The sequence below is a fragment of the Blastococcus litoris genome (assembly GCF_003075095.1).
Lineage (GTDB): Bacteria > Actinomycetota > Actinomycetes > Mycobacteriales > Geodermatophilaceae > Blastococcus_B > Blastococcus_B litoris.
On the sequence record NZ_QCZF01000001.1, the window covers coordinates 290,030 to 302,628 of the forward strand.

At 74.3% G+C, this 12,599-nt stretch carries 12 protein-coding genes; 9 read left to right on the forward strand and 3 right to left on the reverse strand.

The window, feature by feature from the left end; genetic code table 11:
• The first annotated feature begins 6 nt into the window (after positions 1–6).
• Positions 7–1,827: an ABC-F family ATP-binding cassette domain-containing protein gene (locus DCS98_RS01425; protein ID WP_116449561.1), complete on the forward strand. Its 1,821-nt coding sequence runs from the start codon at positions 7–9 to the stop codon at positions 1,825–1,827.
• Between the two features lie 74 nt (positions 1,828–1,901).
• Here the strand turns inward: DCS98_RS01425 and DCS98_RS01430 are convergent, their stop codons facing one another.
• Positions 1,902–2,606 carry a hypothetical protein gene (locus DCS98_RS01430; protein ID WP_164704322.1) on the reverse strand — a complete coding sequence of 235 codons (705 nt, stop codon included), beginning with the start codon at positions 2,604–2,606 and terminating at the stop codon, positions 1,902–1,904.
• A gap of 145 nt (positions 2,607–2,751) precedes the next feature.
• Here DCS98_RS01430 and DCS98_RS01435 point away from each other — a divergent pair, with 145 nt between their 5' ends.
• The 8 genes from DCS98_RS01435 to mnhG all read left to right on the forward strand — a co-directional run bounded on the left by DCS98_RS01435 (position 2,752) and on the right by mnhG (position 11,176).
• On the forward strand, positions 2,752–3,930 hold the full coding sequence (locus DCS98_RS01435; RefSeq protein WP_164704323.1) for a sensor histidine kinase: 1,179 nt from the start codon (positions 2,752–2,754) through the stop codon (positions 3,928–3,930).
• Entirely contained in the window at positions 3,927–4,586 is a 660-nt protein-coding gene (locus tag DCS98_RS01440) for a response regulator (RefSeq protein ID WP_116449564.1), read from the forward strand. Before DCS98_RS01435 ends, DCS98_RS01440 begins: the two co-directional genes overlap by 4 nt.
• Positions 4,587–4,674: 88 nt before the next feature.
• Positions 4,675–7,551, forward strand: a complete 2,877-nt coding sequence (locus tag DCS98_RS01445) for a Na+/H+ antiporter subunit A (protein ID WP_116449565.1) — start codon at positions 4,675–4,677, stop codon at positions 7,549–7,551.
• Positions 7,548–8,075 carry a Na(+)/H(+) antiporter subunit C gene (locus DCS98_RS01450; protein ID WP_116449566.1) on the forward strand — a complete coding sequence of 176 codons (528 nt, stop codon included), beginning with the start codon at positions 7,548–7,550 and terminating at the stop codon, positions 8,073–8,075. Before DCS98_RS01445 ends, DCS98_RS01450 begins: the two co-directional genes overlap by 4 nt.
• Positions 8,072–9,811 carry a Na+/H+ antiporter subunit D gene (locus DCS98_RS01455; protein ID WP_206340045.1) on the forward strand — a complete coding sequence of 580 codons (1,740 nt, stop codon included), beginning with the start codon at positions 8,072–8,074 and terminating at the stop codon, positions 9,809–9,811. Before DCS98_RS01450 ends, DCS98_RS01455 begins: the two co-directional genes overlap by 4 nt.
• Entirely contained in the window at positions 9,808–10,380 is a 573-nt protein-coding gene (locus DCS98_RS01460; RefSeq protein ID WP_116449567.1) for a Na+/H+ antiporter subunit E, read from the forward strand. Before DCS98_RS01455 ends, DCS98_RS01460 begins: the two co-directional genes overlap by 4 nt.
• The gene (locus tag DCS98_RS01465) at positions 10,377–10,718 is read left to right on the forward strand and encodes a monovalent cation/H+ antiporter complex subunit F (RefSeq protein WP_116449568.1); all 342 of its coding nucleotides are present in this window, start codon (positions 10,377–10,379) and stop codon (positions 10,716–10,718) included. The genes DCS98_RS01460 and DCS98_RS01465 overlap by 4 nt, the downstream gene beginning before the upstream one ends.
• Positions 10,715–11,176, forward strand: a complete 462-nt coding sequence (gene mnhG, locus DCS98_RS01470; RefSeq protein WP_116449569.1) for a monovalent cation/H(+) antiporter subunit G — start codon at positions 10,715–10,717, stop codon at positions 11,174–11,176. Before DCS98_RS01465 ends, mnhG begins: the two co-directional genes overlap by 4 nt.
• On the opposite strand, the gene DCS98_RS01475 is transcribed toward mnhG, so the two are convergent.
• Both DCS98_RS01475 and DCS98_RS01480 read right to left on the reverse strand, forming a co-directional pair.
• Positions 11,164–12,054, reverse strand: a complete 891-nt coding sequence (locus tag DCS98_RS01475) for a VOC family protein (RefSeq protein ID WP_116449570.1) — start codon at positions 12,052–12,054, stop codon at positions 11,164–11,166. The two genes, mnhG and DCS98_RS01475, sit on opposite strands and share 13 nt — an antisense overlap.
• On the reverse strand, positions 12,047–12,559 hold the full coding sequence (locus DCS98_RS01480; RefSeq protein ID WP_116449571.1) for an RNA polymerase sigma factor: 513 nt from the start codon (positions 12,557–12,559) through the stop codon (positions 12,047–12,049). Before DCS98_RS01480 ends, DCS98_RS01475 begins: the two co-directional genes overlap by 8 nt.
• Between the last annotated feature and the right edge of the window lie 40 nt (positions 12,560–12,599).

A 12,599-nucleotide genomic window follows, 5' to 3' on the forward strand; every position in this document is an offset into this window, starting at 1 on the left:
GAGGGGATGAGCGCACCCCTGAACCTGGTCAACTTCGAGCGGGTGCACAAGGCCTTCGGCACGACGGTCGTCCTCGACGACGTGTCCCTGGGCGTCGCCGCGGGCGAGCGGATCGGCGTCGTCGGGCGCAACGGCGGCGGCAAGAGCACGCTGCTGTCGCTGCTCACCGGCCTCGACGAGCCCGACTCCGGCCGGGTCACCCGGCGCGGCGACCTCGCCATGGGCGTGCTGGACCAGTCCGGCACGCTCCCGCCCGGGACGACGGTGCGCGACGTCGTCCTGCCGCCGTCGATGTTCGCCGCCGAGCACGAGTGGGCCGGTGACCCGGCGGTGCGCTCGGTGCTCACCGGCCTGGAGCTCGACCGGCTCGGCCTCGACGCCCCCGTCGCGCCCATGTCCGGCGGTGAGCGGCGCCGGGTGGCCCTGGCCGCCCAGCTGATCCGCCCGCTGGACCTGCTCGTCCTCGACGAGCCCACCAACCACCTGGACGTCGAAGGCGTGGCCTGGCTGGCCGAGTACGTGAAGGCGCGCGCGGGCGGGATGGTCGTCGTCACGCACGACCGGTGGTTCCTCGACGAGGTCTGCACGACCACGTGGGAGGTCGCCGACGGCGACGTGCACGCCTACGAGGGCGGCTACTCGGCGTACACGCTGGCCCGCGCCGAACGGGCGCGGATCGCCTCGGTCACCGAGGAGCGGCGCCTCAACCTGGTGCGCAAGGAGCTGGCCTGGCTGCGCCGGGGCCCGCCGGCCCGCACCAGCAAGCCGAAGTTCCGCATCGAGGCGGCGCAGGCGCTGATCGCCGACGAGCCGCCGCCGCGGGACTCGATGGCGCTGAAGGGCTTCGCCGCCCGGCGGCTCGGGAAGACCGTCTACGACGTCGAGGACGTCGACTACGCGGTGCCGACGGACGACGGTCCGCGGACCCTGTTCCGGGACCTGACCTGGCACGTGGGCCCGGGTGACCGGATCGGCATCGTCGGGGTGAACGGCGCCGGGAAGACGTCGCTGCTGAAGCTGCTGGTCGGCGAGACGACGCCCGACTCGGGCACGGTCGTGGTCGGTCAGACCGTCGCGCCGGCGTACCTGTCGCAGCACGTGGCGGAGCTGCCGCCGCGGGCACGGGTGCTGGAGGCGGTGCAGGACGTCGCGCGCATCGCCCGCATCGGCAACCAGGAGATCTCGGCGTCGTCCCTGGCCGAGCGCTTCGGCTTCGCGGCCAGCCGGCAGTGGACCCCGGTCGGCGACCTGTCCGGCGGTGAGCGCCGCCGGCTGCAGCTGCTGCGGCTGCTCATGGGCGAGCCGAACGTGCTCGTGCTCGACGAGCCGACCAACGACCTCGACATCGACACGCTGACCGCGCTCGAGGACCTGCTCGACAGCTTCCCCGGGACGGTCCTGGTGGTCAGCCACGACCGCTACTTCGTCGACCGGGTCTGCGACAAGGTGGTCGCCCTGCTCGGCGACGGCTCTCTCGCCGAGCTGCCGGGCGGGGTCGACGAGTACCTCCGGCGCCGCGCGGCGGGAGGTGCTCCGCTGACGACGGCGTCGGGCGACGCCGGGCCCCGCCCGGTGGGCTCGCCGTCCACCGCGGCCCCGGCCGTGTCGGCGGCCGAGGCGCGGGCGGCGAAGAAGGAGGCGAGCAGGCTGGAGCGGCGGATGCTCAAGCTCGACGCTGACGAGAAGAAGCTGCACGAGCAGCTCGCCGCGGCCGCCACCGACTACGCGAAGGCGGCGGAGCTCGACGCGCAGCTCAAGGCGCTGCAGGCGGAGAAGGAGCAGGTCGAGGAGGACTGGCTGGTCGCCTCGGAGCTCGCCGAGGGCTGACCGGAGAGCCCCGCAGACGCTCGTGCTCTGCCCACCTGGGTGGGCAGAGCACGAGCGTCCGAGAGGGAGGGTGCTCAGACCGCGACGGCCTCCTCGGCCTTGCGGCGACCGATGATGCGCAGGCCCACCACGACGGCCGGGATCGCGCCGACCAGCGCGAAGGCCGCGAAGGTCAGCGGCTGGAACTCCATCGCCGCCGACGCCGCCAGCGAGGCGACGACGGGGACCACGAGCCACCAGCTGGTGACCCCGGCCCGGGCGAGCCCGATGTAGCCGATCAGCGGTCCCACCAGGCCGAGCACCGTCACGATGCCGACGACGGCCAGACCGGGGTCGGCGTTCACCGTGCCGAAGAGCGCCTCGGCGGTGCCCGCGTCCAGCTCGCGGCCGATGCCGCCGGTCCAGAAGTCGTAGAGCACGAAGCCCGCCACGGTGACCAGCCCGATGGCCGACATCAGCGCGCCGACGATCGTCGGGATGCGCCCCTTGACGCCGCGGACCAGCGTCGGGACCGCCAGCCAGGCCAGGCCGAGCGCCATGTTGCCGTAGTGGAGGAGCAGGGCCGAGAGAGCCGTCTGCCCGGGGTCCCGGGCGAGTGAGGCGATGTAGTCGGCGTCGGCCATGGAGTCCGCCGGCGGCGAGGTGGCCATGCCCGCGACGTAGAGCAGCGAGCCGGCGATCAGCGCGCCGCCGGCGATCGGCAGGAGCAGCGAGCCGGCGGACCGGGCGGGGCGCTCGGCGGCGGTCGTGGTGGACGGGGTCATCAGGTCGGAAGTCATGGCCGAAAAGCTAGGGACGGCGGGGGGTGCGGGGCGTCCGCCCGGACGGACCGACCTGCCTCCGCCCTGAGGAGGAACGGGACGCGCCGCCGTTCGGCCGTGCGGGGGATGCCCACAGCTCCGCGCGGCCAATAGCGTGCTCGCCATGCCGTCCTGGAGCCCGCCCCTCCGCCTGCGCGACCGCTGGCTCTGGCCGGCCGTCGGGCTGGTGTTCGGCGGCATGGCCGTCGTCGAGACGGCGATCGACACGTACCGCCCCTCGGGCATGGTCACCTCCCTCCCCGGGATCGCGGTGGGCCTGCTCCTGGCGCTCTGCCCGCGGTGGCCGGCTGCGGCGGCAGTCCTGGGCTCGCTCAGCGTCGTCGGCAATTACGCCCTGGGGACGCCCGGCCCCGGCGGTGCCCAGCTGATCGGCATGGGCATCCTGGTCGGGCACGCCGCCGCGGTCCTCCCCGCCCGCCGGGGCCTGCTCACCGCCGTCGCGTCCACGGCGGTCGTCCTGGTGTCGGGGTTCGCCTTCAACCCGTCCCCGTGGGAGGGGTTCTTCTACCTCCTGGTCACCGGCGCCGCGTGGGGGGTCGGCACGCTGGTGCGGCAGATGCAGGTCCGCTCCCGCGAGCTGCAGGTGCTCGCCGGCAGGCTCGCCGCCCAGCAGGAGGCGATCGCCGAGTCGGCCGTCGTGGCCGAGCGCTCCCGCATCGCCCGCGAGGTGCACGACTCCGTCGCCCACTCGGTGAGCGTGATGGTGCTGCAGATGGGGGGCCTGCGCCGGCTCCTGCCCGACAAGCCGGAGGCCCAGGAGGTGCTCCTCGGCCTCGAGCGGCTGGGCCGGGAGGCGGTCGACGAGATGCGCCGGGTGGTCGGCATCCTGCGGGAGGAGGCGGACGGCGACCCCGCGCCGCAGCCCTCGCTGTCCCGGCTCGACGCCGTCCTCGACGAGCTGCGCGCCGGCGGGCTGACCATCGAGCTGCGGGTGACCGGCGAGCCCGTCGAGCTGCCCCAGCTGGTCGACGTCTCCGCCGTGCGGGTGGTGCAGGAGGCGCTGTCCAACGTCCTGCGGCACGCGGGTGGCGCGGCCACCACGGTCGAGGTGGGCTACGCGCCCGATCGGGTCACCGTCACGGTCACCGACGACGGCCGGCGCCTGCTGCCGGTGCCCGACCGCTCGATGGAGCAGGCCTCCGGCGGTCACGGCCAGCTGCACATGCGCGAGCGCGTGGCCGTCGCCGGCGGCAGCCTCGAGGTCGGCCCCGTGCGGGGCGGCGGCTACCGGGTGCGGGCCGCCTTCCCCGTGCCGGCCGAGCAGCCCGCGGTGATGGCGTGACGATCCGCGTGGTCCTGGTCGACGACCAGGCGATGGTGCGCACCGGTCTGCGCATGGTGCTCGCCGCCGAGCCCGACATCGAGGTCGTGGGGGAGGCCGCGGACGGCGCGGCCGGCGTCCGCGTGGTGACCGAGCACGAGCCGGACGTCGTGCTGCTCGACGTCCGCATGCCCGGGATGGACGGGCTGGAGGCGGCGCGGCGGATCCTCGCGTCGGGCCTGCGCACGCGGGTCGTCGTCCTCACCACCTTCGACGAGGACGAGTACGTGACCGCCGCCCTGCGCGCCGGGGTGAGCGGCTTCCTGCTCAAGGTGGCGCCCCCGGAGGACCTCGTGACGGCGGTGCGGACGGTGGCCGCCGGGCACGGGCTGCTCGACCCTGCCGTCACGCTGCGGGTCATCGAGTCCTACGCCTCGGCCCCCGCACCCGACCCGGCGCGGGCCGCCGCGCTGGCCGGGCTCACCGAGCGGGAGACCGACGTGCTGGCGCTGGTCGCGGCGGGCCTGTCCAACGCGGAGATCGCCGCCCGGCTCTACCTGGGCGAGGCGACGGTCAAGACCCACGTCAGCCGGATCCTGCTCAAGCTCGGCCTCCGGGACCGCGTGCAGGCGGTCGCGTTCGCCTACGAGAGCGGCCTGGTGACGCCCGGCAGGTAGTTGAAGGCGGCCGGTACGCTGGGGTTCACCGCCGGCCGTCGTCCGACGTCAGTGGTGTCCGAGAAGCCCCCTGACTCCCCGGAGACCCGTGCTCGTACTCCTGCTCGCCCACCTCCTCGCCGCGGTGATCGCTCCCGTGCTCGTGCGCCGGTGGGGCAGGAACGCCTTCCTGGCGCTCGCGCTCGTGCCGCTCGCCGGGTTCGTCTGGGTGCTGACGCAGCTCGGCGCGGTGACCGGTGGTGGCGCGGCGACCGAGACCTCGCCGTGGGTGCCGGCGCTCGACCTGGACCTGACGTTCCGGCTGGATGCGCTCTCGCTGACCTTCGCCCTGCTGGTCACCGGCGTGGGCGCCCTCGTGCTCCTCTACTGCGCCCGCTACTTCGAGGCCGACGACGAGGGGACGGCGCGCTTCGCGGGCAACCTCGTCGCGTTCTCGGGTTCGATGCTCGGCCTCGTCCTCGCCGACGACCTGCTCCTGCTCTACGTCTTCTGGGAGCTCACCACCGTCTTCTCGTACCTGCTCATCGGCGGCGCCGGTACGAAGCTGGCCGCTCGCCGGGCGGCCGGCCAGGCGCTGATCCTCACCACCGCCGGTGGCTTGGCCATGCTCGTCGGGCTGATCATGCTGGGGGAGACCAGCGGCAGCTACCTCCTGTCGGAGGTGGTGGCCGACCCCGGCAGCGGACCGCTGCTGGTCGCGGGCACGGTGCTCGTCCTCGCCGGGGCCGTCACGAAGTCGGCGATGGTCCCCTTCCACTTCTGGCTGCCGGCCGCCATGGAGGCCCCGACCCCGGTCAGCGCCTACCTGCACGCGGCCGCCATGGTGAAGGCGGGCATCTACCTGGTCGCCCGCCTCGCGCCGGGCTTCGCCGAGGTCCCGGGCTGGCGGCCGATCGTCCTCGTGCTCGGTGGCGCGACGATGCTCGTCGGTGGCTACCGGGCGATCCGGCAGACCGACCTCAAGCTGCTGCTCGCCTTCGGCACCGTCAGCCAGCTGGGCTTCCTGATGGTCCTCGTCGGCGCGGGCAGCTACGAGATGGCCGCCGCGGGACTGGCCATGACGCTGGCCCACGCGCTGTTCAAGTCGGCGCTGTTCCTCACCGTGGGCGTCGTCGACCACGCGACCGGCACCCGCGACCTGCGGCAGCTGTCGGGGCTCGGCCGCAGGCTGCCCGTCCTGGCCGCGATCGGCGGCCTGGCCGCGCTGTCGATGGCCGGTGTCCCGCCCATGCTCGGGTTCGTCGGGAAGGAGGCCGCATTCACCGCCCTGCTCGACGGCGGCCTGCCCGACCCCACCGCGGCGGCTGTCGAGCTCGCCGTCCTGGTGGCCGGGTCCGCCCTCACCGCCGCGTACACGCTGCGCTTCTGGTGGGGCGCCTTCGCCCGCAAGCCGGACGTGCCCGAGGTGCGGCTCGCGCACCCACCGGACGCGCTGTTCCTCACCGCCCCCGGGCTCCTGGTGCTCGCCGGGCTCGTCCTCGGTCCGGCCAGCCCGCTGCTCGAGCCGGTGGTCGCCGGGTACGCGGAGACGCTCCCGCTGCTCGCACCCGAGGCCGAGGAGCTCGCCCTCTGGCACGGGTGGCAGCCTGCGCTGCTGCTCTCCCTGGCCAGCCTGCTCGCCGGCGCGGCGATCTTCGCGGCCCGCGAGCCGGTCAACCGCCTGCAGCGGCGGTTCGCGGTGGGGGCGTCGGCCGACGAGGGCTACTGGAACGTCCTCCAGGGGTTGGACCGCCTGGCGGTGCTGGTCACCGGCACCACGCAGCGCGGCTCGCTGCCGGCCTACCTGGGCACGATCCTGGTCGTCGTCCTCGCCCTGCCCGGCGCGGTCCTGCTCTTCCGGGCACCCTGGCCGGACGAGTGGCGGGCCTGGGACACCCCGATCCAGGCCCTGGTCGGGGCGGTGGCGGTGATCGCGGCGCTCCTCGCGCTGCGCATCCGGCAGCGGCTGTCGGCGGTCCTCGTCGTCGGCGTCACCGGCTACGCGCTCGCCGTGCTCTTCGCCCTGCAGGGCGCTCCCGACCTCGCGCTCACGCAGTTCCTCGTCGAGACGCTGACCCTGGTCGTGTTCGTGCTCGTGCTGCGCAAGCTGCCCAAGGACATCACCGAGCGGCACCGGCCACGCGAGCGGGCCGGGCGCGGCGTCCTGGCCGTCGCGGTCGGGGCGCTGATGGCCGCGGCGGGTGCGGTGGCGATGAGCGCCCGCACCGCCACCCCGGTGTCGGTGGACTACCCGGACGCCGCCTACGACTTCGGCGGAGGCCAGAACGTCGTCAACGTGACGCTGGTCGACATCCGCGCCTGGGACACCCTCGGGGAGATCTCGCTGCTCGTCGTCGCCGCCACCGGCGTGGCCAGCCTGGTGTTCCTCCGGCGGCGCACCGGCGCCGTCGACCGGCTGGACCCCGTGCAGCTGGCGCGGCAGGAACCGGCCTCCCAGCGGGCGCCCCGCGGGCAGTGGCTGGCCGCCTCGGCGGCCCTGGCCCCCGAGCGGCGGTCGGTGATCCTGGAGGTGATCACCCGCTTGCTCTTCCACACCATCCTGGTGTTCTCCCTGTTCCTGCTGTTCAGCGGGCACAACGAGCCCGGCGGAGGGTTCGCCGGCGGGCTGGTGGCCGGGCTGGCCCTGGTGCTGCGCTACCTCGCGGGCGGTCGCTACGAGCTCGGTGAGGCCGCCCCGGTGGACCCCGGTCTCCTGCTGGGCGTGGGCCTGCTGTTCGCCGGGACCACCGGCGTCGTGGGGCTGGTGCTCGGCGCCGACGTGCTGCAGACCGCCATCCTGGAGACCACGCTGCCGGTGCTGGGCGACGTGAAGCTCGTGACCTCGCTGTTCTTCGACATCGGCGTCTACCTGATCGTCGTGGGCCTGGTGCTCGACATCCTGCGCAGCCTCGGCGCGGAACTGGACCGGCAGGTGGACGAGGACGACCCGATCGACGCCGCACCGGGAGAGGTGATCGTCCGATGACCCCGACCATCGCGCTGCCCGTCATCATCGGGGTGCTCTACGCGGCGGGCGTCTACCTGCTGCTCGACCGCAGCCTCACCCGCGTGCTGCTGGGCTTCCTGCTCCTGGGCAACGCCACCAACCTGCTCCTGCTGTCCGCGGGCGGTGCACCGGGTCTGGCGCCGATCCTCGGGTACGCGGAGCCGGAGGAGATGAGCGATCCGCTGCCGCAGGCGCTCATCCTGACGGCCATCGTGATCACCTTCGGCATCGCCGCCTTCGTGCTGGCGATCATCTACCGCTCCTGGCGGCTGGTGCGCCAGGAAGTGGTCGGCGTGGACGAGGAGGACCGCAGGGTCGCCCGCCGGTCGGCCACGGACGCCGACGACATCGACCCGGACGACCTGGCGCCCGAGGACCGGTCGGCCATGCACGCCGACACCCTGGCCGCCGACCCGGACGTCGAGCGGCGTCTCGCCCAGGAGTACGCCGGCATCCCCTCCGACGACGTCGACCTGCCCCCGACGCAGCGGGGTGCCCGGTGATCCGCGTCCTCACGCCGCTGCCGGTCCTCCTGCCGCTGCTCGGTGCCGCCGCGGCGCTGCTGGTCGGCGGCCGGCACCCGCGCACCCAGCGGACGCTGAGCATCCTGGTGCTGGCCGCGGTGCTGGCGGTGTCCGTCGCGCTGCTGCTGCTGGCCGACGCGGACGGCGCGGCCGCGGTCTCCGTCGGGGGCTGGCCGGTGCCGCTGGGGATCGTGCTCGTCGTCGACCGGCTCTCGGCGCTGATGCTCGTCGTGGCGGCGACGGTGGCGCTGGGGGTGCTCGTCTTCGCGGTCGGCCAGGGCGCGGCCGACGGCGACGAGGAGACCCCGATCTCGATCTTCCACCCGACGTTCCTGGTGCTCATCGCGGGCGTGGCCAACGCGTTCCTCGCCGGCGACCTGTTCAACCTCTACGTCGGGTTCGAGATCCTGCTGACCGCCAGCTACGTCCTGCTGACCCTGGGCGGGTCGGCGCCGCGCATCCGCGCGGGCATCACCTACATCATCGTGAGCCTGCTCAGCTCGCTGCTGTTCCTCGCCGCGATCGGGCTGGTGTACGCGGCCACGGGCACCGTGAACCTGGCGCAGCTGGCCGTCCGCCTGGCGGAGCTGCCGGACGGCACCCAGCTCCTGCTGCAGTCGATGCTGCTGATCGCGTTCTGCATCAAGGCCGCGGTGTTCCCGCTGTCGGCCTGGCTGCCCGACAGCTACCCCACCGCTCCGGCACCCGTCACCGCCGTGTTCGCCGGCCTGCTGACCAAGGTGGGCGTCTACGCGATCATCCGCACGCAGACCCTGCTCTTCCCCGGGGGTGCGCTCGACCAGGTGCTCATGTGGGCGGCACTCGCGACGATGCTCGTCGGGATCCTCGGCGCGGTCGCGCAGACCGACATCCGCCGGATCCTGTCCTTCACGCTCGTGAGCCACATCGGCTACATGGTGTTCGGCATCGCCCTGGCGTCGTCGGCGGGTCTGGCCGGGGCGATCTTCTACGTCGTCCACCACATCGCGATCCAGACCACGCTCTTCCTGGTCGCCGGCCTCGTCGAACGGCAGGGCGGGTCGACGGCGATGGACCGGCTGGGAGGACTGGCGACGGCGTCCCCGCTGCTCGCGATCCTGTACTTCGTACCCGCCATGAATCTCGCCGGCATCCCGCCGTTCTCCGGCTTCATCGGCAAGCTGGGTCTGCTGGAGGCGGGGGTCGCCGATGGCGGCTGGCTGCCGCTCGTGCTCGTGGCGGGTGGCGCGCTGACCAGCCTGCTGACCCTGCTGGCGATCTCCCGGGTCTGGAGCCGCGCCTTCTGGCGGCTGCCCGCGCAGCCGGCCTCCGAGGAGTCGTCCGAGGCCGCGGCGGCCGACGCGGGGCCCGACCTGTCGCCGGCTCCGCTGCCCGGACCGGACGAGGTGCGGGAGCCGGCGGAGGAGCAGGAGCCGACCGGCTCGAGCGCCGGCGGCCGCGCGGAGGCCCGGCGGGCCGCGTGGGAGCGGCACGCCGCCGTCGCCACGGCGACCGCGCCGGTCACGGACGGGCTGGGTGAGGACGACCCCCGGGAGCGGTCGCTGCGGCCGCTGCCCCGGGTGATGGTGGGCTCCACCGCCGCAATGGTCGTGGTGACAGTGGCGCTGACGGCCCTCGCCGGGCCGCTGTACGGGGTGGCCGGGCGCGCGGCCGACGACCTCCGCGACCGGACCCCGTACCTCACCGCCGTCTTCGACGGGGAGGTCGTGCCGTGACGGCCGGTGCGGACGAGCAGGGCCTCGCGCGGAACCTGCGCCACCAGCTGCCGCTCCTGGCGGGGCTGGTGCTGGTCTGGAACCTGCTGTGGGGCACCTGGTCGTGGGCGAACCTGCTGAGCGGGGCGGTCGTCGCCCTGGCGGTCACGTCGCTCTTCCCGCTGCCACCGGTCATCGGCGGGACGCGGGTCCGGCCGTTGTCCGTGCTGGCGTTCCTGGGCCACTTCGTCGCCGACCTCGTCCGCTCCGGCGCGCTCGTCGCGTGGCAGACGGTCCGCCCGCGGGGCATCGGGCGCAGCGCCATCGTGTCGGTGCAGCTGCGCACCGACTCGGACCTGCTCCTCACGATCCTGGCGGAGTCGCTCACGCTCGTGCCGGGGTCCATGGTCATCGACCTCGACCGGGAGCACCGCACCATCGCGCTGCACGTCCTGCACGTGGAGGACCAGGCGGACGTGGAGCGCCAGCGGGCATCGGTGCTCGCCGAGGAGGAGCGGGTGGTGCGTGCCTTCGGCTCCCCGGAGGAGATCGCGGCGCTCGAGCGCGAACCGGCGGGGAGGGACGCGTGACCATCGTCTTCGCGCTCGCCTACGGCATGCTCGGCCTCGGCGCGCTGCTGGCCCTGGTCCGGTTGGGCCTCGGGCCGTCGCTGCTGGACCGCGTGGTGGCCACCGACACACTGCTGGTGATCATCGCGGCGGGCCTGGCCGTGCACGCCGGCCTGCAGCGCGACCCGACCGTCGTCCCGGTCCTGGTGGTGGTGTCGTTGCTGGCGTTCGTCGGCTCCGTCTCGGTCGCCCGGTACATCGGCGGCATGCTGATCAGATCCGGCGGGGACGGCCAGGACGTCGGTCTGCCCGAGGCCACCGAGGAGACCGCCGCCCGGGCTGCCGAGGGGGAGCGATGAGCGACGTGCGCACGTCGGCCGACGTGCTGGCCGTCGTCCTCCTGCTCCTCGGGGCGTTCCTGTGCCTGACGGCCGGGCTGGGCCTGCTCCGCTTCCCCGACGTCCTCACCCGCATGCACGCCGGGACCAAGCCCCAGGTCCTCGGCGTCCTGCTGGTCATGGTCGGCGCGGCGATCCGCCTGCAGGGCTGGTCCGCCACCTGGATGCTCCTGCTGGTGGCCGCCTTCCAGATGCTGACCGCACCGGTCAGCGCGCACATGATCAGCCGGGTGGCGTACCGGCGGCGGCACGTGCGGCGCGACCGCCTGCTGGTCGACGAGCTGCGCACGGGCGGTGAGGTCCGGGACAGCGTGTACCTCGGCGACGAGCCTGCCGACGCCCCGCCGGAGCAGCCGGGCCAGGCGCTCGCGCGCAGTCGCCGCGAGGACGCGGGCGGGAACGGCGCTCAGCCCAGCTGACCCAGCCAGAACGGCAGCCCCTGGTCGTCCCGGCACAGCGCCGAGAGCCCGTAGGACTGCCGCTCGATGTCGCCGGCCTGCCCGCCCGCGGTCCGGACGGCGGCGACCGCGACCTCGATGTCGTCGACGGCGTACATGGGCACGACGCCGGTGTCCTCGTGCTGCCCGCCGTGCAGGCCGATCATCGGCGTCTGCTCCTGGGTCTCCCACCCGTCGTCCACCCGGCCGGGGCTCAGCGACCAGCCCAGCACCGCCTCGTAGAAGTCGCGGGCACGTGCACCGTCGGGGACCCGCAGGGTCAGGTAGACCGCGTCGCCGGGCTTCGGGGCGGTGCCGGGCGTGGCCGGCGCGCTCTGCACCATCCAGCGGTGCCCGTAGGGGTCGATGAGCCGGCCGCCGCGCCCGTAGGGCTCGTCGGTGGCCGGCCGCTCGACGGTGGCACCCGCCGCGGCTGCGCGGTCCATGACGGCGTCGACGTCGGGGACCGACAGGTGCAGCGAGACCGGCGGCTTCCCGTCGCCGGGCCCAGCCAGGCCGTACTCGGGGTACTCGTCGGCGAGGTAGAGGGTCGCGCCGGCGACCTCGAGCTCGGCGTGGCCGACGCGGTCGCCGTCGAGGTAGGGGTCGCCGACGGTGTGCGCGCCGAGGGCCTCGGCGTACCAGGCGATGGCGGCCCGGGCGTTCCGGACGACGAGGTAGGGGACCAGAGCGGACACGGCGGAACTCCTCGCTGGGGTGGTGGGGTGGGCGGCCGGCACAGCGGTGGATGGCTGCTGGAGCAGGGCGCGGCGCAGCCGCTCGCGGAGGGCCGCGGCGAACGCCGGGTCGGGGTCGACGGCTTCGACGGGTCGCCGCAGCCCGGTGAACGGGTCAGTCATCGCTGCCCCCGGTGGTGACGTACGCGCGTCGGAAGGCGGCGCGCGCGCGGACGAGCAGCGCCTCGGTCGCGTGCACCGTGCGCTGGAGGAGGGCGGCGACCTGCGGGACGGGCAGGTCGTCGACGTAGCGCAGGGTCAGGGCGGCGCAGTGCTGCGGCGACAGCCCGTCGAGGACCTGACGGGCGCGCAGCGCGTCGAGGTGGACGTCCCAGGGGTCGTCCACCTCGGCGCCGTCCACGAGGCGCAGCGTGCGCTGCTCGCGTTCCTGCCGCCGCCAGTGGTCGACGAGCTTGTGCCGGGCGGTGCCGATGAGCCAGGGGACGGTGACCGGCCCGGTCGCCCCGACGGCGGCGAGGAAGGTCTCGGCGGTGAGGTCCTCGGCGAGCGCGCGCTGACCGCACCGGGCGAGCAGGTAGCCGTACACCTCGGGCAGGGCGCTGTCGTAGAGCGACAGCAGCCCGGGATCCGGCGGTGGTCCCACCGCGCGCGATCCCGGGCTGCCCATGTCCCTCCGTCGTCCGGCGGTCGCGTTCTCCGACGCCCCG